Origin of the sequence: Pseudomonas sp. BJa5 (assembly GCF_030272875.2) — a bacterium.
Lineage (GTDB): Bacteria > Pseudomonadota > Gammaproteobacteria > Pseudomonadales > Pseudomonadaceae > Aquipseudomonas.
In genome coordinates, this window is record NZ_JALRNG020000009.1 from 102,081 (window position 1) to 124,823 (window position 22,743).

Here is a 22,743-nt window from a genome sequence, read left to right on the forward strand (position 1 = left end):
CCTCCCCCTGCTCCCTGCCCTACGCGGCGCGCTGGGCCCGTTCCGACTCATCCAGGTGCTCCAGCAACAGCGCTTTGGTTGCATCGCGCAGCTTGATCGCCTCCACCCAGTCCGGCCCTTGCGCCAATAGCGGCGGGCAGACGTCGACCTGAATTGCGCCATAACGCGGGAACCACCGACCGTCACGCAGCACGCTGCGCGTGCCGCCGACTGCGACCGGCAGCAGTGGCACGCCGGCACGGGCGGCGAGCACGAAGGCGCCCATATGGAAGGTGCGCAAACCGGGTTCGCGGGTGAAGGTGCCCTCCGGGAAGAACACCAACGACTGACCGGCCTGTAGCGCCGCGGCCAATGACTCGGTGTCTGCGGCGCTGCGCTGCAGGTCGAAGCGTTCGACGAAGCAGGTACCCAGCTTGCGCAGGAAGCGGCCGGCGAGCCACTGCCCGGCCAGTTCGCGCTTGGCAACGAAACTGAAGCGCGGCGGCAGGGCTGCACAGAGAATGACGCCGTCGAGGTAGCTGGCATGGTTGGCGGCCAGCACACTTACCCCGGACTCGGGCAGATGCTCCAGCCCTTTGACGCTGAACGGTACGCCCGTCAAATACACGAACACGCGTGCGGCCGCACGGGTAAAGCTGCGGCACCGGCGCTCGCCCGGCACTATCGCGACGCCCAGCCAGGTCAGGGGCGTGACCAGCCAGAACAGCAGCCAGATGTAGGCGCCATAGAGCAGCGCACGGCTGTTGCGCCAGCTGCGACCGAATCGGCTGCCCACGGCCTGCATCAGCAAGCGCAGTAGCTGGCGCCACACGGCAAGGTGTGGCCGGCCTACGTCGCCGTGCTCATACAGTTCACGACTGGCGGCCCGCCGGATCTTCCCGCTCGAGGTCTTGAGCACGCTATGCGGCGGCGCCAGCACGACATCGTCGGGCGACACGCCGGTGAGGTCGAGCACGATGCGGTTGACCTCCTGCTGTAGCCGTTGGCGCGCGACGGCTTCTGTTTCGTAGCTTTCGGCCATCACCACCAGGCGCTCGGTGCCGGTGGCCGGGTCGGCGCTGCCGAACACCGCGACGCAACCTTTGCGCAGGCCGGGCAAATTGCCGACCGCCGTCTCGACATCGTAGGGGTAGATGTTACGCCCGGCGCGGATGATCAGATCCTTGGCGCGGCCCGTCAGGTAGATCTCACCGCCCGCCATGTAGGCGAAGTCCAGCGAGTCGATCCAACCGTCGCGCAGCACCCGGCGAGTCTCTTCGGGGTTGCGGTAATAGCCGCCGGTGGTGGATGGCCCGCTGAATTGCAAATGACCTTCGCAGCGCTCGGGGAGTTCGACCCCTTGGCCATCGACGATGCGGATCTGGTGACCCGGTAGCGGCCGGCCGCTGGAGACAAACTGCAGGACTGCGCTGGCGCCCGCTTCAGCCGGCAGTGCCTGGCCACGGGTCTGGAACGCCTCTCGCTGCACAGGGTCGATCAGCGGCCCTCGGCCCAGGGGCGGAAAGGCCACGCCCAGCGTGGCCTCGGCCAGGCCATAGACGGGCGCCAGTGCAGTGGGTGCCAGGCCGTAGCGCGCAAAGCGTTCGGCGAAGCGCTGCAGGGTAGCCGGGCTGACCGGCTCGGCACCGTTGAACGCCAGGCGCCAGCGGCTCAGGTCCAGGCCCTCGAGGTCGCGGTCAGCGAGCTTGTTCAGGCACAGCTCGTAGGCGAAGTTGGGGGCCGCCGACATTGTCCCGTGAAAGCGGTCGATGGCCCATAGCCAATGCTGCGGGCGGGCCAGGAACGCCAGCGGCGACATCAGCACCAGGTTGTAGCCGTAATACAAGCTGCCCAGCCAGGCACCGATCAAGCCCATGTCGTGGTACATGGGCAGCCAGCTGACGAACACGTCCTGTGGCCCCACTTTCAGCGCCCTGCCCATGGCGCGCAGGTTGGCCAGCAGATTGGCGTGGCTGACCATCACGCCCTTGGGCTGGCCGGTGCTGCCGGAGGTGTACTGCAGGAAGGCGATGTCATCCGCTTGCCGCGCCGCTGTGATGCACTCATCCCCCTCACCCGCCAGTTCGGCCACGCTGGCGATCAGCGCCAGGCTCGGGACCTGCGGCCGCAGCAAGCGGGCCAGCAGCTTCGCCTGCGGCACGGTAATCAGCACCTTGGCCTCGGCGTTGCACAAGATACCGGCCTGGCGGCGCAGATGGTCCTCTATCTGCGACAGCCGCAGCGGTGGATAGATAGGCACCGGCACGCCACCGGCCAGCAGGATGCCGAAAAAGCTCTCGAGAAAGTCGCGGCCGGTGGGCAGCATCAGGGCCACCGTCTGCCCGGCGCGCAAGCCGCCGCGTTGCAACCCTGCGGCAACGGCCAGGGCGCCCTGGTGCAAGGCGCCATAGCTGATCGCTTGTTGCTGGTCACCCTCACCCAGCAGGCGCACATGGAGGTGCTGCGGCTGGTGACGCACATGCCAGTCCAGGACCTCGATCAGGGTACGTGCGGCATCCGGCGTCTGCCCTGTCGCTGCCAGGGACTCGCCAGCGTCGCCCGAAGGCGACGGACGGACGGCCTCGGGAGCATGACTGTGGTTCAGCACGCGCAGTACATCGGCGGGGGTTTCCGCCGAGGCGAACAGGCTTTCCGGCAAGCGCACGGCGAACTCGCGCTCGATACGCGACCACAGCTCGACACGAGCCAGGCTATCCAGGCCCAGGTCGCGGTCCAGCACACTGTGCAAGCTGACCTGCACGGCGTCTGCCGCTTGCGGGTGCAGTTCGAGCACCGTGCGGCGGACAATGTCGAGCAACTTTTCCTCCCCCCCATCGTCGTGGGCAACGGCGGAAGGGTCTGGAGGCGGACGAGTCATCGGCGGCCCCTCATGACAGGACACTCTGCGTGTAACGCCTTGCCAACTGCCATTATGCGCCTATTGTGGCGGCCGGAAAGCCAATATGGGCCGGACCGCTCGCAGGATGGGAGGGCCAGGGCTAGGCTCAATAGCAGTCGGTCAGGGACCTTGACGTGCAAGACAAGCCCATCGCCACACGCCTGCAGAGAGAGCGGCCATGCCAGCCAGCCTTGCCCCCGGGGTGACACGCCGAGAAATCTGGGCCTGGGCGATGTACGATTTCGCCAACTCCGGCTACACCACCGTGGTGATCACCGCCGTGTTCAACGCCTACTTCGTCGCGGTGGTGGCCGAGGGCGCTGCCTGGGGGACATTGGCCTGGACCTGCGCCCTGGCCCTCTCCTACGCCCTGATCATCCTCAGCGCGCCATTGCTGGGCGCCTACGCCGACGCCTTCGCCTGCAAGAAGCGCCTGCTGCTGTTCAGCACGGTCGGCTGCGTCGTCTTCACCGCCGGGCTGGCGCTGGCAGGACCGGGGGAGCTCGCGGTGGCGATCCTGTTCATCGTGCTGTCCAATTTCTGTTTCGGCAGCGGCGAGAACCTGATCGCCGCTTTCCTGCCGGAACTGGCCCGTACCGATGCCCTGGGCAAGGTGTCCGGCTGGGGCTGGGGGTTCGGCTATATCGGCGGCCTGGTCAGCCTGGGCGCCTGCCTGGCCTTCGTCAGCTGGGCCCAGGCGCAGGGCCAGACAGCCGCACAGTTCGTGCCGGTGTGCATGCTGATCACCGCCTCCCTGTTCGCCCTCGCCAGCCTGCCGACCTTCCTGTACCTGAACGAACGCAGCCAGCCGCAGCCCGACCGCGGCACCGCACCTGTCGCCCGGGCGGTGCTGGCACGCTTTGCGCAAACCCTGCGCGAAGCCGAGCGCTATCGTGACCTGCTGCGCTTTCTGGCCTGCACCGTCTGCTACCAGGCCGGCATCTCGGCGGTGATCACCCTGGCGGCCATCTATGCCAACCAGGTCATGGGCTTCGGCACCCAGCAAACGCTGCTGCTGATCCTGGTGGTGAATGTCACGGCGTCCATCGGTGCCGTGCTGTTCGGGTGGTTGCAGGATCGCCTCGGCCATCGCGCCACGCTGACGCTGACACTGCTGGGCTGGCTCGGCATGGTCGGTCTGGTCTGGGTCGCACAGGGCCCCGGATTGTTCTGGCTGGCGGCCAACCTCGCCGGCCTGTGCATGGGGGCCAGCCAATCGGCCGGACGCGCGATCGTCGGCCTGCTTGCGCCGCCGACACGCCTGGCGGAGTTCTTCGGCCTCTGGGGGTTGGCGGTCAAACTGTCAGCAATCCTCGGGCCGATGACCTACGGCCTGGCCAGTTGGCTGTCTGCGGGCGATCACCGCCTGGCGATGCTGATTACCGGCAGCTTTTTCGCCTTCGGCCTGCTGCTCCTGGCCGGCGTCGATCTCAAGCGCGGTCGGCAGGTCGCTATCAGCGCGAGCGCACCTCAGGTCAGGCAATAGAAATCGCTGAGTTCCGCGACGATCTCGCGCTTGGCGTTGTACAACCGCGCCTCGGGCGTCATGGCCATCGAGCGGCCCTCCAGCACATAGCGTTGGCCGGCGACGAAATGGTCATAGTGCAGGGTCAGGTAGCACACCCGTACGGTGGGCCCGCCCATCATCCCCATGTCGCCGCCCCCGGCGACCTCATAGTCGAAGCGGACCATCAGCTCGTGGCTACCCGGGGTGACCTGGAAAAAGCGCCCCTCGCTCAGGCGCTGTTTATCCAGGCGCTCGGCCATCAGCAAGCGGTCGTTGGGGAATGGCGTGGAGAAATCGACCCAGGCCATCTGGGGATTTGCGGTGGGCATCGGGGACTGGCAACCAGCGACCATAGCGGCTGCGAGTAACAGCATTAACGTGCGCATGATAAATGGCCCAAGGGACTATAGATTCAGCATAGCGCCGCCTGTGCAAGCGGGTGCAAACGATGATCAGGCTTGCAAGGGCGCAGCGCTCTTCACAAACATCTGCGCGGTGGCAATGCAGCACTTCTCGGCTTTCTTCGAGCTGAACGCCTTATGGTCGAGCGCCCATTCCAGCCAGAATCCGTCGATCAGCGCGGTAATGGTCAAGGCGGCGCTCCTGGCGTCGATCTGCGTGCCGTTTGCCTTGCCGATGTCCTTGAATACGGCCTCCAGCTCCTTGCGATAGTCGGCGTAGAGCTTCTTGTTCAGCGCGCGCAGTTCCTGCGACGACACCGCCGCGCCCCAGAAGCCCAGCCAGGTGGTGAGGGTGAATTCATTGAAAATCTGCCCGCGAAACGATGAGCGAATGATCGCCAGCAGCCGATCCTCGGGCGAGCCGCCCTGGGTTTCCAGGTATTTGCGGGTTTCTTCACGCAGCTGGTCGGTCAGCTCCTGGTAGGTCGACAGCATCAACTCTTCCTTGCTGGAAAAGTGGTGGCCGATCAGCCCGATGGACACCCCGGCTTGCGCGCAGATGCGTTCCAGGGTGCTGCCACTGTGGCCATAGCGGGTGATGCATTGCATCGTCGCTTCGATAATGGCTTTGCGGCGCATCCCGGGGTCGATACGTGTCCGGCGTTTCTTGGTTTCGACTACTTCAGACTCACTGCTCATACATCGAAAACCTGTGTGTTGCGGGGCATAAATCGACTCTCCGGACAGCGGCAGCATTGGGCACGATACGTGGAACGCGGCGTTAATCTAGCAACTTTTGGCCGGGAGAGTGACAGGAAATAAGCGTGAGGGCGGTGTGGATCAACAACGTGAAACCCGCCGCCCATTGCAGGCGGCGAGCCATTTCAGACCAGGATCAATTGGCTTGCAGGCCGCTTTCCAGGTCCTTGTCCAGGTCATCGATGCGCGACAGCTCTGCCTGGATGTCCTGGGAGCGGCACAGCCAGCCGTAGACAACGGCGGAAACCACCAGGCCAACCAGCATGCTGATGTCGGCACCGTCGAGCAAGGTGGTCACGTAGCCGGTGTACAAGCCGGTGCTGGAGAACGGCAGCATGGCCACGAAGCCGGCCACGTAGGCGCCGATCCCCCGCCAGTTCCAGCGTCCGTAGATGCCGTTGGGCTTGAAGATCTCGGTAATCGAGAACTTGCCGTGGCGCACTTTGTAGAAGTCCACCAGGTTGATGGCGGTCCACGGCGTGAACAGGTACAGCAGGATTGCCAGGAAGTCGCCGAATTCCTTGACGAAGTTATCCGAGGCGGTCATGGCGATGGCGATCGCGGTGCCGCCCACCAGCACCATCGAGACAATCCGCTTGAGCAAGGTGGAGGTCTGGGTTTTCACCGTATCGGCAATGCTCAGCAGGGTGATCGAGGCGCCGTAGAAGTTCTGTGCGGCGCTGGTCACCAGGCTCAGTACCGCCAGAATCAGCAGCATCTCGCCAAAGCCGCTGAACAGCGAGTTGCCCAGCATCACCAGGCCCTTGGCCAGGTTTTGCCCCGGGCTCAGTGCCGCGGCCAGGGCGCCGATCAGCATCATCCAGACGCCGCCGATCATCGCCCCCAGGTAGGTCCACCAGAACGACGAACGCACGCTGACATTGGCCGGCAGGTAGCGTGAATAGTCCGAGACGTAGATCGCCCAGCTCAGCTGATAGGCGGCGGCCACGAAGAACTGCGCCAGGAACGGCGTGGCCTTGAAGCCGGACACGCTCAGTTGCTCCGCCGGCAGCTGGACGAAGAAGAACAGCCCGACGGTGAACACCATCATCACCGCAATCAACACGAAGGCCAGCAGCCGTTGCACCTTGTGGAAGGTGTTGTAGCCGGCAATGGCCATGATGATCGCCAGCAGCGAGAAGGCGATCGCCGAGCCGTTTTCCGGGACATCGAACAGTTCATGCAGGGTCTGCCCGACCAGCAACTGGTTGAAGGCGTTGTAGCCGACATAGGTGGCGATCGCCACCACATAGACCAGCAGTGCGCCCAGGTAGCCGAACTGCGGGCGCGACTGGATCAGTTGCGGCAGGCCCATCTGCGGGCCCTGGGTCGAATGGCCGGCCATGAACAGCGTGCCGAAGGCGCAGCCGAGGAAGATCGCCAGCGCCGACCAGAACAGGTTGGCGCCCATGCCGACGCCGATGATGCCGACCGCCAGGGTGGTCAGGTGCGCTTCCCCGCAAAACCAGATGGGCCACAAGTGCCAGGCCTTGCCGTGGCGTTCGGCGAGCGGGACATAGTCGATGGAGCGGGTCTCGAGGTTCAGGCGTCCCTTGGACGCCGCTTGGCTTGGGGCAGACATGGCAGTTGCACCTTTTGTTATTGGTTTGGTTGCACGGCTAGGTAGTTGGAACGGGGTCAGGCCATCAGTCGCGGGCGCGATCGATCGCCTGCGCCAGCAGCGCCTCGAGTTGTTCGAGGGCGCTGTCGCGCGGGTTGGTCAGGCGCGCCGGATCGCCCATGGCCTTGAGCGCCACGGCGCCGATATCGGCGTGTTTCACGCCCAGGACCGACAGCGACTTGGGAATATCCAGGCGATCGAGCATGGCGCACACGGCGTTGTAGAAGGTCTCGAAGCGATCGTCCGGCAAGTCCATGGCCTGGGCCACAGGCTTGAGCCGTGGGCTGATCAGCGCCTGGTTGAAGCGCAGCACTACCGGCAGGATGATCGCGTTGGTCAAGCCGTGGTGGGTGTTGTAAGTGGCCCCGACCATATGGCTCAGCGCATGCACCATGCCCAGGCCCTTGAGAAAGGCCACACCCGCCAGGCACGAACCGATGAGCATCTTGCCCCGCGCTTCCAGGTCCTGGCCGCGCTGCACCGCCGTGTCGATCGAGCTCCACAGCAACGTCAGGGCCTGCAGGGCGGCGCCGTCGCTGAGCGGGTTGAAGCTCGGCACGAAGTAGGCTTCCAGGGCATGGATGATCGCATCGCAGCCGGTCCAGGCGGTCAGGTTGGCCGGCAGGCTTTGGGTCAGCTCAGGGTCGAGGATCACCGCCGATGGCCGGGCCCGGGGGTGCCAGACACAACCCTTGATGCCGCGACCGGTGTCGGTGAGCATCGCCGTGCTTTCGGTCTCGGCACCGGTGCCGGCGGTGGTCGGGATGCTGATGACCGGAGGAAAGTCCGCAGCGCTGAAGCCTGCTGGCACCGGCTTGTCGAAATCGAACGCCCATAGATCGCAACGCTGCTGGCGGGCGACCAGGGCCACCGCCTTGCCGCCGTCCAGGCCACTCCCACCACCCAGGGCGATGATGCCATCGGCTTCCCAGGCCTGGTACGCCGCCGCGCCGGCCATCACCGACAGGTCGGTCGGGTTGGGTTCGATGCCGCCGTACAGGCCGCAAGCCAGGCCTGCGTCGGTCAGATTGCGCTGTATTTCGCCGACGAAGGGCAGGTTCAGCGAGCCCTGGTCGGTGATGATGATGGGCCGGGTAATATTCAGGTCCCGGCACAACCGGGCCAGTTGCTGGCGTACGCCCGGGCCGTATTCGATCGGCACCGGTACGGTCCATTGTTGCGGGTTCAATGCTGATAGCGTGTTGTCCACGGGGCTCACCTTAACTGCAGCGCATGATGGTCGATTTCAACTCGGTGTACTTGCTCAAGGCATGGGCCGAGTTGTCCCGGCCATTGCCGGACTCCTTGAAGCCGCCGAACGGGAAGTTCATGTCCACCAGTTCGTCGTAGCAATTGACCCAGACCGTGCCGGCCTTGAGCTGGCGGGTGGCGGTATGGATGGTCGCGAGGTCGGACGACCACACCGCCGCCGCCAGGCCAAATTCGGTCTGGTTGGCGATGGCGATGGCTTCTTCGAGGGTGTCGAACGGGATGACCACCAGCACCGGGCCGAAGATTTCTTCGTTGGCGATGCGTGCCGATGCGTCCTCGGCGAGAAAGATCGTCGGCTCCAGGTAGGCACCGGCGTCAATCTGCGACAGCGGCTGGCCACCCTTGAGCAGCCGGGCCTCCTGCTTGCCGATGTCAATGTAGTGACAGACCCGCTCGAACTGCACGGCATCGATGATCGCGCCAGTGACGCTGCCCGGGTCCAGCGGGTGACCCGGAAGGTAATCGTCCGCGGCCGGGAGCAACTCGCGCAGCAAAGGCTCGACGATAGCGCGCTGGACCAGCAGGCGCGAACCGGCGCTGCACACCTGGCCCATGTTGGCGAAGATCGCCGCGGCGGCCGAGCGGGCCGCTTGAGCGATATCCGGGCAGTCGGCCATGACGATGTTGGCCGATTTGCCCCCCAGCTCCAGCCACACCCGCTTGAGGTTGGTGGCGGCGGCATTCTGGGCGATTTCCCGCCCGACCCTGCCTGAACCGGTGAAGGCGATGCAGTCGACATCGACATGCAGGCTCAGGAAGCGACCAACCGCGCCATCGCCAGTGACCACGTTGAACACGCCTGCCGGCAGGCCCGCCTCCATCGCCAGGGCGGCGATGCGCAAGGCGCTAAGCGGGGTTTTTTCCGACGGTTTGAGCACGACGCTATTGCCGGCCGCCAGAGCCGGGGCAAATTTCCAGGCAGCCATCAGCAACGGGTAGTTCCAGGGCACCACCGCCGCCACCACGCCCAGGGGTTGCTGGGTGACGGTGCCGAAGAAGTGCGGGTCGGTGGCCGGCACTTCGCCGTGCACCTTGTCGATCAGTTCGGCGAACCAGCGCAGGCAGTAGATCGTGCCGGGAAGATCGCCGCCCAGGGTGTCGGCGATCGGTTTGCCGCTGTCCAGGGATTCCAGCAGGGCCAGTTCTTCCGTGTGCGCTTCCAGCAACGCTGCCCACTTCAACAACACCGCCTTGCGCTCGCGGGCAGCCAGGCCGGACCAGACGCCTGCCTCGAAGCTGCGACGGGCGGCGCCTACGGCCAGGTCTACATCGCTCCCGGCGCACAAGGCCACAGGCGCCAGCAACGCACCGTCAACCGGGCTGTATGAACTGAAGGTCTCTGCGCTGCGGGCATCGACATAGGCACCCTCGATAAACGCCCTCCCCTCGATCCGCAACTGCCGGGCTTTGTCGAGCCAATAGGCTCTGTCTTTCAACGCTGTCACCGCATCACCTCGTTTTGTTCTTGTCAGGCTGGCGGCAATCCTAGGTGATACTGAAAATATCTTCAATAAGGCCGGCAGCCTTTACTGAATTTTTTTTCAATATAAATGCCCGTATCGGCGGGCATTTCGGCAGGCATCGAGTTGACCGCTGGTCAGAATCGCACCCTGGGCTTGACCTGCATCAACCAGCCCGGATCCCACAGGTGTAGATAGGAAGGGTGCAGTACGAACCTATCCCTCTCTTCGGAGCAACTCCCATGGCATCTGTTCAACCTAATGCACAAGCACCCGCCTCCCCGGCTTTTCCGGCCGAGCCAGGCGAGCACTGGATCGAACCGCTCAAGGACGGCGGGCACGTGCTCATCAGGCCTTTGCGTGCCGAGGATCGCGAGCGGGAAAAAGCCTTCATCATGCGTCTTTCCCCCGAGTCGCGGCATTTTCGCTTCCTGTGCCAGATCAAGGAGCCAGGCGAAGCGATGCTCGATCAGTTGATGACCGTCGATGAGCCGCAGCGCATGGCCTATGTGGCGCTGGCCCACGTCGATGGCGAACTGCGGGAAGTCGGCATCAGCCGCTATGCGGCCTGCTCGCAGCCGGACGAATGCGAATGCGCGGTGACCGTCGATGATCAGTGGAAGGATCGCGGCCTGGGCGCCCTGTTGCTTGGCCACCTGATCGACAAGGCCCGGGCCAACGGGTTCAAGGCGATGTTCTCGATTGACGTGGCCGCGAATGTGGCGATGCACGACCTGGTGCGCGAATTCGGTTTCTCCACCCGCCGTGATCCCGAGGATGCCTGCCAGGTGATCCATCGCCTGTCATTGGCGTGACGCGCGTATCCCGGCGCCATGCGCAAGCACCGCGTCCAGACAGTGCTGCTCGTCTTCTTCGCTGATGCCCTGGTAGTCGGTCACCTCCAGGGCCGCAGTTTCGAACAGGGCGAGCCGCACCATGCCGTTACGGTCCAGGAACACCTGGGCCAGGCATTGGCATACGGGCGCAGCGATCGGTAGCGACCGCCCACCTTCACCCGGGATTGCCAATTGGTCGTTGAGGTTGGTTTCGCAAGCCGCGACGATGGTGCGCAGCGAACGGGCGGCAAAGTACAGGGTCGCCGGGTAGCCTACCGCTACCGCCAGCAGCAGACACAGCACCAGGTTCGATTCCCTGGCCCAGCTGGTCATGCGCCCGACCCGGTTGCGCCAGCCTGATGCACCCGGCGCGAAGATCGCCTTGCCAACCAGCACGGTGTAACGATGCTGGACGATGACGCCCACCCCCAGGCTGATGGCGATAAACCCTGCCAAAACCCAGGGCCTGGCCGTCAGCAGTTGCGCAACACCCTCGAAGGCGCTGGCGATGGAGACCAGCACCACGAAGCTGCCGACGCCGGCAATGGCGCCAAAGCTGCCCCGTGGCCTTTTCAGCCAGGCGCCGAGCTTCTCCTTGGCGGAGGCGTTCATGGTGTGCGATTGACCGCCAGTACACTGCAAAGCGCCGAGTTCACGATCCGCTCGGTCGTATCACCGAGCAATTTGCCCAGGCCCTTGGGTTGCACGATGCCCATCACCACGACATCGACGGCAAGGTCCAGCACCTGTTCCCTGATCACGGCAACGGGCGCCCCCTGGACAAAATGCCGGCATTCAGGCGCGACGCCGTAGAGATCGGCCAGCGCATCGTAGGGTTCACGCAAGGCGGCTACCAGCTCCTCGACCCAGTCCGAAGCGGCATTCGAGTCCGCAACGAACAGGGGCGAAATGTCATAGGCGCACAGCAGGTGCAAGCGGGCATCGCATTGCAGCGCCATGGCCATGGCCTGGCGGATGATGCGCTGATTGAAGTCGGCCCCCTGCTCCGGCAAGGAGGTATCGATGGCGGCGAGGATGACCTTGGGCAGCGCCGCCGCGCCATCCGGGACGACATGTACCGGTACCTGGCTGGCCTGCATCAGCTGTTTGTCGAAGGGCGTGCCGAATGCCCGAGCCAGCGGCGAGACCTTGTGCAAGTCGCTGATGACCATGTCGGGGCGACGTTCGCCCAGGCACGCCAGCACGTCCTTGAGCGGATCATCGCACACCACTGCCTGGCCGCTGGCGCAGGTATTGTCGAGACCGATCGCCCCGACCTGCTCCAGCAAGCGGTCGCGGAACTGCCCGAACTGTTCGGCAATGTGCCGATCCGTGTCTTTTTCCTGCTGCCAGTGGCCAAGCCCGTGGGGCTCGAACAGCCCCAGGACATGCAAGCCTGCTCCCGTCGCCCTGGCCAGGGCGGTGGCGCGTCGCGCCGCCGGCGAGGTCAGCTCGGCATCCTGTGCAAGCAGCAACAACTGCTGGTACTGACTCATGGCAACCTCCAGCCAGGCCTTCGCCTGCGCGCGCAATCAGCTATCAGATCACCGGCGACTCCGGGGTCACGACCAGGACACTGCTCGGCATCTTGTACAGCACCCGCTCCACCGTACTGCCGATGTACTTGGCCAGTCCACGATGATGCACACGGCCCATCACGACGATGTCGATGTCATGGGCTTCACAGAAGATGCTCAGGACTTTCGTCGGATCGCCCATGATCATGTGGCAACGCTCCGGATCGATCCCGTTGCCCTCGGCCAGCTCGCGAAAGGCGGCGCTTTGGGCTTCATGCAGGCTTTCGGCAAGGTTGGAGCCGAACAGGAACGATTTACGCCCCAGGGTTTGCGCATCGGTCTGCAAGGAGCTCAGGTCGTAGGCATACAGCAGCTCGACCTGCGCCTTGCATTGCATGGCCAGTTTCAGTGCTTCCTTGATGATACGGTCATTGAAGCCGGGGAACTGATCTTCAGGACGCGACAGGTCGACCGCCGCCAGCACCTTGCGTGGCGTGGCGTGGCCGGCGTCGCTGACAAAGTGCAAAGGCACCCTGGTTTCGCGCAGCAGCTGGATATCCAGGGAGGTGAACATCGCCCGCATCAGGCGCGATTCACGCTCGATATCCTTGACCACCAGGGCAAAGGGCTGCTCCTTCAGGTGAATGAGGATTTCGTCGAGGACATCGTCGACCCAGACCACTTCAGTGGTGACCGTGAGTCCGTTCCGGCGCATCGGGCCGGCCTGCTCTTCAAGCCATTGATGGTGCTTCTCGACATAGGCCTGGCGCATCACCGCCAGTGCCTGTTCATTGACCAGGCCGGCGGTGGCAAGGCCCACCAGGTAGTCGAACGCCACGATGTGCAGCGCCATGCCCTTGGCTTTGGCCAGGGCTGCGGCACGGTCATAGGCATCGGTGTGCTGCATCAGCGGGGAAGCGATCAGCAGCACGCGTTGATAGTCGGACATGACACACCTCGCACTGAGCGATGAGTAGGTACGCACCATCGTGCATCTGTCCTACGCTGTGTAGTTGACCTGCATCAAGATCGACTGCAAAGCCCGGCAAAACCAGGCACCGTTCGGCTGAATCCGATGACCATCGGTGTGCTCCGACGCACGGTAAGCGCACGACCGGGAACCGGGGTGGATCCTTGATCCGGGTCAATTGATTCGATGATTTTCAGCGCACGCTAAGCAAAGGTGAATGCCGCAATCCGAAAAAGGGAATCGATGCCATGGCGACCATGAAAGCTGCAATTTTTGTGGAAAAGAACAGGATAGTGCTGGACGAAAAGCCGATTCCGGACATAGGCCCTGCCGATGCCCTGGTGCGACTCACCACCACGACCATCTGCGGCACCGACGTGCACATCCTGCGGGGTGAATACCCTGTCGCCAAAGGCTTGACCATCGGCCATGAGCCGGTCGGCATCATTGAAAAGCTCGGCGCCCAGGTCAAAGGCTTCAGCGAAGGACAACGGGTCATCGCCGGTGCGATCACCCCCAGCGGCTACAGCAACGCCTGCCTGTGTGGCTGCGCCTCCCAGGACGGGCCCGGCGCCCTGCATGGCTTCAAGGCGGCCGGAGGCTGGAAGTTCGGCAACACCATCGATGGCTGCCAGGCCGAGTACGTCCGCGTGCCGGATGCCATGGCCAACCTGGCGTTGATCCCCGATCACCTGACCGACGAACAGGTGCTGATGTGCCCGGACATCATGTCCACCGGGTTCTCCGGCGCGGAGCGCGGCGATGTGAAGATCGGCGATACGGTGGTGGTCTTCGCGCTCGGGCCCATTGGCCTGTGTGCGGTCGCCGGTGCCCGCCTCAAAGGTGCGGGCATGATCATCGGCGTCGACAGCGTCAATGCGCGCATGACGGTGGCCCGAAAGCTCGGCGCCACCCACCTCGTCGACTACACCCAGGGCAATGTCGTCGAGCAGATCATGGCGATTACCAACGGCCGCGGGGTGGATGTGGCGATCGAAGCGCTCGGCACCCAGGCGACCTTTGAATCTGCGCTGCGGGTCCTGCGCCCGGGCGGCACCTTGTCCAGTCTCGGCGTCTACGCCTCGGACCTGCGCATTCCCTTCGATGCCTTCGCGGCGGGCCTGGGCGACTACAACATCGTCACCACCCTGTGCCCCGGCGGCAAGGAGCGCATGCGCCGGCTGATGGAAGTGATCGCCAACGAGCGCATCGACCTCGGGCCGCTGGTGACGCACCGGTTCAAGCTCGACGACATCGAGGCCGCCTACGAGCTGTTTGCGCATCAACGCGACGGTGTGATGAAGGTCGCGATTACGCCCTGAGCGGCACTGGCTTCGGGCGGTTTGCACACCGGGTGGCATGGACGCCGTTGCTGATTCGATCGAATGTGGAGCGCGTCACATGTTCACCATACGCTTGTTGTCAATCCTGGCGCGCCTGCCTGGCCTATTTGGCCGCAGGCGGCGCCAACGCGCTCCGGACCTCGAGTGCCTGTTGCGCCGCGAAGTGGGCCTGCCTTGCCAAGGGGCGGGTTGCGCTTCGGCGTTGCGAAATTGCCGTCTCCCTCCCCGCGCCCAGCGCACACCCGGGCATCGACCAGGAGTTGCGTCAAATGAACGTCTACATTGAAGATCACCCACGTCAGGATCGTTGGTGGGTTCACCTGGATGTATGGATGGTGAGCTTTCGCAGCCTTGACGAAGCATCGGCCTTCGTCGATCGCCTCAACGCCCGGATCAGCGCCCCGCACTCATTCGCGCCGATGCAGGACAGGACGCGTTGGCCGCTACCCGTCAGCGGGCACGCCGGCTTTCCAGCAGGTTGAAGATCGCCATTCCCGCCAGCATCGCGAATACGAATACCAGTATCTGCCAGTGGCCGCTCAACACCAGGGCGACTGCTGGCCCGGGGCAGACACCGGCAATGCCCCAGCCGACACCGAACACCAGGCTGCCACCCACCAGGCGGCGATCCAGTGCCCGCGCCGTGGGCAGGCGCATCGGCAAGCCAAGCATCGAACGTGTGCGTTTGCTGCTCCAGCGCATGGGCAGCAAGGCCGCGCCGATAGCCCCCACCATCACCAGCCCGAGCGAGGGGTCCCAGTGCCCGGCCAGGTCGAGAAAACCGAGGACCTTGGTCGGGTTGACCATGCCCGCCAACAACAGGCCGAGGCCAAACACCACGCCGCAGATCAAAGCCGATAGCCCTCGCATCTTCAGGCTCCCAGCAGGTGGCGGATGATGTACACCACGGCAAAGCCCGTGCTCATGAAGCACAGGGTTGCCACCAGCGAGCGCGGCGACAGGCGCGCCAGCCCGCAGACACCGTGGCCACTGGTGCAGCCGGCGGCGTAGCGGGTCCCCACGCCCACCAGCAGACCGGCCACGAGCATCCCCGGCCAACCGGTCTGGAACTGCACGACCGGCGCCCCGGCGAACAACCACCACAGCAGTGGCGCGACCAGCACGCCCAGGAGAAACAGCCCTTTCTCCCCTCTGCCCTCACCCGCCTTTTGCAGCACACTGCCGAGCAGGCCGCTGATGCCGGCGATACGACCATTCATTAGCGCGAACAAGCTCGCGGCAAGCCCGATCAGCACACCGCCGAACAAGGCCGACCAGGGGGTGAAGCTGGGCCAGTCGATCGTCATTTCAACTCCTTTGCAGAAAACAGCGGGTCCGGGTAGCTTGTGTTGTAGGAGCGGGCTTGCCCCGCGATTGCACACTATATCGCGGGACAAGCCCGCTCCTACAGAGGGTAGCGAGCGCAGTTCCGGGAATGCCCAAACAAAAGCCCCCTCACCAGGAGGGGGCTGACGTTGGGCAGGTTCACTGCCTTTTCCGGTCTTTCACTCGTTCAGCGTGCATGAATACCCGCAAGCATCCATGGGCCCGGCTGAGCCGCCACGCTCATGCGTCGGCCGCGTGCCCACTGGGTCAGGGCCACCATCAGCGCGAAGCCGAGCACGATCAACAACGGGTATGCCAGCAGCAACTCGGTGAGCGAATACTTCCAGGCCAGTGGCCGGCCGACACCCAGCATGGCGGCATACAACCAGGACACACCCGACAGTGCGCCGGCGAACAGGGCAAACATGCGTACACCGACCTTGAGATCGAGCAGCGACCCGGCCTTCATCAAGGCAGGCAATACATAGCGATGCAACAACATGCCGTTGAAGGTCAGCAACAAGACAATAATGACTTTGGCGTGAAGTTTTGGGTTATTAAAATAGGTCATGCCTTTTTCGATATAGTCGATGCCGATAATTGCGGCACCGGTCAACCATAAAAATAAAAGTGCATTGGCAACAGACTTCTGCAAACTTGCCATGTGTTCATTATCGTGCCCGCTCGATACTCCACCTTTCAATAAGTCCTTGACCATTGCCGCATCGCTGGCAAACACCAGGCCGATGGCGACACAACAGGCCAGCAAATGGATATAAATAACCGCCAGACGCATAAGTTCCATGGATTCTTTCTGCCCGAACAGGCTGATAATTGTATTAATCTCCACGACGACTTCTCCACGTGATGCATTACTGCTGAATGACCATGCAACCGGCGCACGAAGGCCTTGGTCGCAACTACAGGATCAAGCTCAGATAAACAGACCAGATCATTAATCTGGCATGACGAGGACGCAGCGACTCGCTGGGCGAATCATTGATGGGGGCATGTCATTACTCCGGATTTCAGATAAAAAAAATCCCCATGTGCATGCCCTACCATGCAGATGAGGTTGAACGTCCATTTTTTTACTGGGGAGTGCACGGCGCGATCACTGAGTACCGGCCTGCTGGAAGATAAGAGGCCCGTAGTGTTTGATCGTTCATTTTTATGTGCCATCACCGACGGGCGGTAGTGGGTTCTCGACCTAAGTCTACTAGCCACGGCGACCTGAACCGGCAAGCGGGCACTGCGGCAGCGGCGACACGGGTGACTGTTTGTGGGAGCGGGCGTAGCCCGCGATGAGGCCCGTGCCCCCGGAACCAATTAGACACAATTGCATTTCGCACGATATGCATCCCGGTGATAGCCTTGCGCGCGGTTTCAGCCTAGCTCCACCTGCCTGGGGACGACCCCAGTCACGGTTCTTCTTTTCAACAGGGACGGCCCTGAACTTCCGAGGAAGTAGACAGTGGCCTCTACGATTTCCCATAACTGGGCATTGGGCGCCTTCCTGGTCGGCGTCGTGTCGATCTGCGTGATCATGCTCGGCGTTTCAAAGTTCCTCGGCGGACGCGCCTGGGGACGCAGCAAGAACCAGCCCTTCGAGTCGGGCATGCTGCCTACCGGAGGTGCGCGCCTGCGCTTCTCTGCAAACTTTTATCTGGTTGCCATCCTCTTCGTGATTTTCGAAGCCGAAGCGCTGTTTCTGTTCGTTTACGCCGTGTCAGTCCGTGAAACCGGATGGGCAGGCTTTATCGGTGCGGCGATCTTTATCGCCATTCTGCTGGTCGGTTTGATCTACGAAGGGGCCATGGGCGCCCTCAACGGTGGCGTCTCGGTAAACCAACGCAAGAAGGCCTCGAGCACTCAAGCCCAAGGCCTCCCCGCGTCCAGCGATTGATCCGCGATCAACGATCAGTGATAGGCATCCCCCACCTGCACCTTGCCGCGGAACACGTGATAGCTCCAGAAGGTGTACACCAGGATGATCGGGATGATGAACAGCGCCCCGATCAGCGCAAACAGTTGGCTCGACAGCGGCGAGGCGGCGTCCCAGATGCTCACCGCAGGCGGCACGATGTTCGGCCAGATACTGATCGCCAGGCCCAGGTAGCCGAGGAACACCAGCCCCACCACCGCCATGAACGGCAGGTGCGAATGGCGCTTGCGCAGGGTCTTCTGGATCACCACCACGGCCAGCAGCGCCAGCACTGCGATCAGCGCGGAGCGGACCCAGTGGCTGCCGGCGAACCAGCGCTGGGCGATGTCGTCATGCAGCCAGGCGGTCCAGGCGAAGATCAGCGCAATCACGATCGCCAGCAGGTAGGTCAACGGCCGGCTGTAGTGACGCATGCGCGATTCGAGCATGCCGTCGGTCTTGATCAGCAACCAGGTGCTGCCCAGCAGTGCATAGGTGAGGATCAGGCCCACGCCGCAGAACAGCGGGAACGGTGACAACCAGTCCAGGGCACCGCCGGCGAACTGACGGTTCTCTACCGGAATGCCGCTGATGTAGGTGCCAATGGCCACGCCCTGGAAGAAGGTGGCCAGCACCGAGCCGCCGATGAACGCCTTGTCCCACCAGTGGCGTTTGCTCGGGTGTGCCTTGAAGCGGAACTCGAAGGCCACACCGCGAAAGATCAAGCCGGCCAGTACCAGCACCAACGGCAGGTACAGCGCTTCGAGAATCACCGAGTAGGCCAGCGGGAACGCACCGAACAGCGCCGCCGCGCCGAGCACGGCCCAGGTCTCGTTGCCATCCCACACCGGCGCCACGGTGTTCATCATCACATCGCGCTCGCTGGAGTCGCTGATCAGCGGGAAGAGAATGCCCAGCCCCAGGTCGAAGCCATCCATGATCACATACATCATCAACCCGAAGGCGATGATGACGCCCCAGATGACCGACAGGTCGATACCTTGAATACCCATAGTTCGACTCCTTCTCAGTCGGCGGCCGACAGCGGCCGGCGTGCGGTGGCGTGATTGTCCGGTAGCTCCGGGGACGGGTGCGGCTCATGGGCGCCCGGGCCTTTGCGCACCAGGCGCATCATGTAGCCGATACCGACGGTGAACACCGAGAAATAGATCAGCACGAACAGCGCCAGGGTGACGCTCATCTGCACGGCATTGTGGTTGGAGGCCGCCTCGGTGGTGCGCAACATGCCGTAGACCACCCACGGCTGGCGCCCGACTTCAGTGGTGAACCAGCCCGCCAGCAAGGCCACCAGGCCCGAGGGTCCCATCAGCAGGGCCAGCCACAGGAACGCCCGGTTGCGGTACAGCGCGCCGTTGCGACGCAGCACCAGGGCCAGCAGCGCACAGGCCATCATCAGCATGCCAAGGCCCGCCATGACCCGGAAGCTCCAGAAGATAATGGTGGAGTTGGGGCGGTCTTGTTTGGCGAAGCTCTTGAGCGCCGGGATCTGCTTGTCCAGGCTGTGGGTCAGGATCAGGCTGCCCAGGTAGGGCACTTCCAGGCTGTAGCGGGTGGTCTCGGCGTCCATGTCGGGCAGGCCGAACAGCACCAGCGGCGAAGCTTCGCCCGGCTTGTTGTCCCAGTGCCCTTCGATGGCGGCGATCTTCGCCGGCTGGTGTTCCAGGGTGTTCAGGCCGTGGGCGTCACCCACCACCACCTGCACCGGGGTGGCGACCAGGATCATCCACATGGCCATCGACAGCATTTTGCGTACCTGCGGCGTGTTGCGACCGCGCAACAGGTGCCAGGCCGCCGAGGCGCCGACGAAGAACGCCGTGGACAGGAACGCCGCCAGTGCCATGTGCGCCAGGCGATAGGGGAACGACGGGTTGAAGACAATCTTGAACCAGTCCACCGGCGCCACGCGGCCATCGATGATCTCGATGCCCTGGGGCGTCTGCATCCAGCTGTTGGACGAGAGGATCCAGAACATCGAGATCAGCGTGCCGATGGCGACCATGATCGTGGCGAAGAAGTGCAAGCGGCGCCCTACCCGGCCCCAGCCGAACAACATGACGCCGAGGAAGCCCGCTTCCAGGAAGAACGCGGTGAGCACCTCATAGGTGAGCAAGGGCCCGGTCACGGCGCCGGCGAAGTCGGAGAACCGCGCCCAGTTGGTGCCGAACTCGTAGGCCATGACCAGGCCGGAGACCACGCCCATGCCGAAGTTGACGGCGAAGATTTTCGACCAGAAGTGATAGAGGTCCCGGTACACCGGGTTGTCGGTTTTCAGCCAGCAGCCTTCGAGCACGGCCAGGAAGCTGGCCAGGCCAATGGTGATGGCCGGGAAGATGATGTGGAACGAGACCGTGAACGCGAACTGAAGCCGCGCCAGGTCCAACGCGCCGAGCGTTGCCATGAGGATGTCCTTCTAGACGGACAGCCGTCCACTGCAGGTGCGACCGCCACGCGCGGCCTGCACCCGATGCAGGGAAGTACTGTCGATGGGATCAGGAGAGTGAGGCTTAACCTGCGACGGTGTGGATACGGTTATCCGCCCGTGCCTTCTCCAGTTTGATGGCGATGAACTTCGACGTTGGCGTGTACGTCCGGTCGCCATAGCTTTCCAGCGGCACCAACGGGTTGGTCTCCGGGTAGTAGGCCGCCGCCTGCCCCGCCGGGATGTCGTAGGCCACCAGGGTAAAGCCCGACACGCGCCGCTCGCGACCGTCCTCCCAGAGCGAGACCATGTCGACCTTGTCGCCGGGTTCAAGGTCCAGGCGGCGAATGTCCGCCTCGTTGGCGAACACCACCTCGCGCAGGCCGAACACCCCACGGTAGCGGTCGTCCAGGCCGTACAGCGTGGTGTTGTACTGATCGTGCGAACGCAGGGTCTGCAGGATCAGGTCCGGTTTTTCGCCACGGGCCAGCACGGTTTCATTCACCAGCTGGGCAGGCAAGGCGCTGGGCGTGAATTGGGCCTTGCCGGTCGCGGTTTTCCACTCCCGGGTGGCCGCCGTGTTGCCCAGGTGGAAACCACCGGGATGTTGCAGCCGGGTGTTGAAGTCGGCAAAGCCGGGAATGGTATCGGCGATCAGGTCGCGGATACGGCCATAATCGGCCACCACCCAGTCCCAGTCGATCGGGCGATTGCCCAGGGTGGCCTTGGCCATGCCGGCGATGATCGAAGGCTCGGAACGCAGCAGCGGCGAGCGCGGCTTGAGCTGGCCGAAGGAGATATGCACCATGCTGAAGGTGTCTTCCACGGTCACGCCTTGCGGCCCCTCGGCCTGCACGTCGATCTCGGTGCGGCCCAGGCACGGCAGGATCAGCGCATCGCGGCCGGTCACCAGGTGAGAGCGGTTGAGCTTGGTGGCGATGTGCACGGTCAGCTCGCAGTTGCGCAGCGCGGCATGGGTGCGTGGGGTATCGGGCGTGGCCTGGGCGAAGTTGCCGCCCAGGGCGATAAACACCTTGGCGCGGTGTTCTTCCATGGCCTGGATCGCCAGTACGGCGTTATGCCCGTGCAGGCGCGGCACCTTGAAGGCAAAGCGCTTTTCCAGGGCGTCGAGGAACCAGGTCGGTGGGTGCTCGTCGATACCCATGGTGCGGTCGCCCTGCACGTTGCTGTGGCCGCGTACCGGCGACAGCCCGGCGCCTGGCTTGCCGACGTTGCCGCGCAGCAGTTGCAGGTTGACGATTTCCTGCACGGTCGGCACCGAATGGCGGTGCTGGGTCACGCCCATGGCCCAGCACATGATCACCCGCTCGGCGCGCCGGTACATGCGCGCGGCCAGCTCAAGCTCAGCCAGGCTCAGGCCCGACTGCTCGACGATATGCGCCCAGGTGGTGGCATCGACTTCGGCCAGGTACGCGTCCAGGCCGCTGGTGTGCTCGGCGATGAAGGCATGGTCGAACACCGGCGGCTCGCCGTTGGCCTGGGCCTCGCGCTCCCACTTCAGCAAGAACTTGGCGATGCCGCGCATCACCGCCATGTCGCCGCCCAGGGCCGGGCGGAAGTACGCAGTGTTGGTCGGCTCGGAGCCGTTGCTGAACATCTCGAACGGGTGCTGCGGATGCTGGAAACGCTCAAGGCCGCGCTCCTTGAGCGGGTTGAAGCAGACCACCTGGGCACCGCGCTGCACCGCCTCGCGCAGCGGCTCGAGCATGCGCGGGTGGTTGGTGCCGGGGTTCTGGCCGATCACGAAGATCGCGTCGGCGTGTTCAAGGTCGTCAAACACCACGGTGCCTTTGCCGACACCCAGGGTTTCCGACATCCCTACCCCGCTCGCCTCATGGCACATGTTCGAGCAGTCGGGGAAGTTGTTGGTGCCGAAGGCGCGCACGAACAACTGGTACAGGTAGGCCGCCTCGTTGCTGGCCCGGCCCGAGGTGTAGAACTCGGCCTGGTCGGGCGACTCGAGGTTGTTCAGGTGCTGCGCCACCAGCGCGAAGGCGTCCTCCCAGGAGGTTTCGACATAGTGGTCGGTGGCCGCGTCATAGCGCATCGGGTGGGTCAGGCGGCCCTGGTACTCCAGCCAGTAATCGCTTTGCCCGGCCAGTGCCGACACGCTGTAGCGGGCAAAGAAATCCGGGTCGACCAGACGCCCGCTCGCTTCCCAGTTGACCGCCTTGGCGCCGTTCTCGCAGAACTTGACCATGCCGTTTTCAGGTGACTCCCCCCAGGCGCAACCCGGGCAGTCGAAGCCACCGTTCTGGTTGGTCTTGAGCATCATCCGAAGGTTCTTGAAAGCGTTCTCGCTGCCGAGCCAGGCCTTGGTCACACTTTTAAGTGCGCCCCAACCGGCGGCCGGCGCGTTATAGCTTTTAATATGCTCTTCTTCACTCATCTGGGTATTCCTCGATTGGCACACAGGACGCAGAGAACTTATGAAAGTTATTGCCGAGTTGTTTTAATCGACACATAAG

General features: G+C 63.7%; 20 protein-coding genes. 5 read left to right on the top strand and 15 right to left on the bottom strand.

Annotated features, from left to right (window positions below; genetic code table 11):
• Positions 1-19: 19 nt before the first annotated feature.
• Positions 20-2,857, bottom strand: coding sequence for an AMP-binding protein (locus tag M2D63_RS07610; RefSeq protein WP_285862236.1), 2,838 nt, complete (start codon positions 2,855-2,857; stop codon positions 20-22).
• Positions 2,858-3,056: 199 nt separating this feature from the next.
• On the opposite strand from M2D63_RS07610, the gene M2D63_RS07615 reads away from it, so the two are divergent.
• Positions 3,057-4,364 carry an MFS transporter gene (locus M2D63_RS07615; protein ID WP_285862237.1) on the top strand — a complete coding sequence of 436 codons (1,308 nt, stop codon included), beginning with the start codon at positions 3,057-3,059 and terminating at the stop codon, positions 4,362-4,364.
• Here M2D63_RS07615 and M2D63_RS07620 read toward each other — a convergent pair.
• The 5 genes from M2D63_RS07620 to M2D63_RS07640 all read right to left on the bottom strand — a co-directional run bounded on the left by M2D63_RS07620 (position 4,349) and on the right by M2D63_RS07640 (position 9,883).
• The gene (locus M2D63_RS07620; RefSeq protein ID WP_285862238.1) at positions 4,349-4,771 is read right to left on the bottom strand and encodes a hypothetical protein; all 423 of its coding nucleotides are present in this window, start codon (positions 4,769-4,771) and stop codon (positions 4,349-4,351) included. The genes M2D63_RS07615 and M2D63_RS07620 overlap by 16 nt on opposite strands.
• 66 nt (positions 4,772-4,837) lie before the next feature.
• Complete coding sequence (gene betI / locus M2D63_RS07625; protein ID WP_285862239.1) at positions 4,838-5,485, bottom strand: transcriptional regulator BetI; 648 nt, start codon at positions 5,483-5,485, stop codon at positions 4,838-4,840.
• A 196-nt stretch (positions 5,486-5,681) separates the two neighbouring features.
• Positions 5,682-7,127 (bottom strand): cytosine permease, encoded by a 1,446-nt coding sequence (locus M2D63_RS07630; protein ID WP_285862240.1) that lies wholly within the window; start codon positions 7,125-7,127, stop codon positions 5,682-5,684.
• A gap of 64 nt (positions 7,128-7,191) precedes the next feature.
• Entirely contained in the window at positions 7,192-8,376 is a 1,185-nt protein-coding gene (locus tag M2D63_RS07635; protein ID WP_285862242.1) for an iron-containing alcohol dehydrogenase, read from the bottom strand.
• Positions 8,377-8,386: 10 nt separating this feature from the next.
• Positions 8,387-9,883 carry an aldehyde dehydrogenase family protein gene (locus M2D63_RS07640; protein WP_285862243.1) on the bottom strand — a complete coding sequence of 499 codons (1,497 nt, stop codon included), beginning with the start codon at positions 9,881-9,883 and terminating at the stop codon, positions 8,387-8,389.
• Positions 9,884-10,140: 257 nt separating this feature from the next.
• Here M2D63_RS07640 and M2D63_RS07645 point away from each other — a divergent pair, with 257 nt between their 5' ends.
• Positions 10,141-10,713, top strand: coding sequence for a GNAT family N-acetyltransferase (locus M2D63_RS07645; RefSeq protein ID WP_285862244.1), 573 nt, complete (start codon positions 10,141-10,143; stop codon positions 10,711-10,713).
• On the opposite strand, the gene M2D63_RS07650 is transcribed toward M2D63_RS07645, so the two are convergent.
• Genes M2D63_RS07650 through M2D63_RS07660 form a run of 3 tightly spaced genes read right to left on the bottom strand, consistent with a single transcriptional unit; the run spans position 10,702 to position 13,200 of the window.
• Complete coding sequence (locus M2D63_RS07650) at positions 10,702-11,346, bottom strand: hypothetical protein (RefSeq protein ID WP_285862245.1); 645 nt, start codon at positions 11,344-11,346, stop codon at positions 10,702-10,704. The genes M2D63_RS07645 and M2D63_RS07650 overlap by 12 nt on opposite strands.
• Complete coding sequence (locus M2D63_RS07655) at positions 11,343-12,230, bottom strand: universal stress protein (protein ID WP_285862246.1); 888 nt, start codon at positions 12,228-12,230, stop codon at positions 11,343-11,345. Before M2D63_RS07655 ends, M2D63_RS07650 begins: the two co-directional genes overlap by 4 nt.
• Before the next feature lie 43 nt (positions 12,231-12,273).
• Complete coding sequence (locus M2D63_RS07660) at positions 12,274-13,200, bottom strand: universal stress protein (RefSeq protein WP_285862247.1); 927 nt, start codon at positions 13,198-13,200, stop codon at positions 12,274-12,276.
• Between the two features lie 269 nt (positions 13,201-13,469).
• On the opposite strand from M2D63_RS07660, the gene M2D63_RS07665 reads away from it, so the two are divergent.
• Both M2D63_RS07665 and M2D63_RS07670 read left to right on the top strand, forming a co-directional pair.
• Entirely contained in the window at positions 13,470-14,543 is a 1,074-nt protein-coding gene (locus M2D63_RS07665; RefSeq protein ID WP_285862248.1) for an NAD(P)-dependent alcohol dehydrogenase, read from the top strand.
• Between the two features lie 290 nt (positions 14,544-14,833).
• Positions 14,834-15,046 carry a hypothetical protein gene (locus M2D63_RS07670; protein WP_285862249.1) on the top strand — a complete coding sequence of 71 codons (213 nt, stop codon included), beginning with the start codon at positions 14,834-14,836 and terminating at the stop codon, positions 15,044-15,046.
• Here the strand turns inward: M2D63_RS07670 and M2D63_RS07675 are convergent.
• The 3 genes from M2D63_RS07675 to M2D63_RS07685 form a co-directional block, all read right to left on the bottom strand.
• Positions 15,015-15,434: a DUF6691 family protein gene (locus M2D63_RS07675; protein WP_285862250.1), complete on the bottom strand. Its 420-nt coding sequence runs from the start codon at positions 15,432-15,434 to the stop codon at positions 15,015-15,017. The two genes, M2D63_RS07670 and M2D63_RS07675, sit on opposite strands and share 32 nt — an antisense overlap.
• A 2-nt stretch (positions 15,435-15,436) precedes the next feature.
• Complete coding sequence (locus tag M2D63_RS07680) at positions 15,437-15,871, bottom strand: YeeE/YedE family protein (protein WP_285862251.1); 435 nt, start codon at positions 15,869-15,871, stop codon at positions 15,437-15,439.
• A 206-nt stretch (positions 15,872-16,077) separates the two neighbouring features.
• Complete coding sequence (locus tag M2D63_RS07685) at positions 16,078-16,695, bottom strand: hypothetical protein (RefSeq protein WP_285862286.1); 618 nt, start codon at positions 16,693-16,695, stop codon at positions 16,078-16,080.
• 669 nt (positions 16,696-17,364) lie between these two features.
• Here M2D63_RS07685 and ndhC point away from each other — a divergent pair.
• A complete protein-coding gene (gene ndhC / locus M2D63_RS07690; RefSeq protein WP_285862252.1) occupies positions 17,365-17,796 on the top strand; it encodes an NADH-quinone oxidoreductase subunit A in 432 nt (143 codons plus the stop codon).
• Positions 17,797-17,810: 14 nt separating this feature from the next.
• Here ndhC and cydB read toward each other — a convergent pair whose 3' ends face one another.
• From cydB to M2D63_RS07705, 3 genes are all read right to left on the bottom strand, one after another.
• The gene (gene cydB / locus M2D63_RS07695; RefSeq protein WP_285862253.1) at positions 17,811-18,827 is read right to left on the bottom strand and encodes a cytochrome d ubiquinol oxidase subunit II; all 1,017 of its coding nucleotides are present in this window, start codon (positions 18,825-18,827) and stop codon (positions 17,811-17,813) included.
• Between the two features lie 14 nt (positions 18,828-18,841).
• Positions 18,842-20,233: a cytochrome ubiquinol oxidase subunit I gene (locus M2D63_RS07700; protein WP_285862254.1), complete on the bottom strand. Its 1,392-nt coding sequence runs from the start codon at positions 20,231-20,233 to the stop codon at positions 18,842-18,844.
• 106 nt (positions 20,234-20,339) lie between these two features.
• On the bottom strand, positions 20,340-22,664 hold the full coding sequence (locus tag M2D63_RS07705; RefSeq protein ID WP_285862255.1) for an FdhF/YdeP family oxidoreductase: 2,325 nt from the start codon (positions 22,662-22,664) through the stop codon (positions 20,340-20,342).
• Positions 22,665-22,743 lie beyond the last annotated feature (79 nt).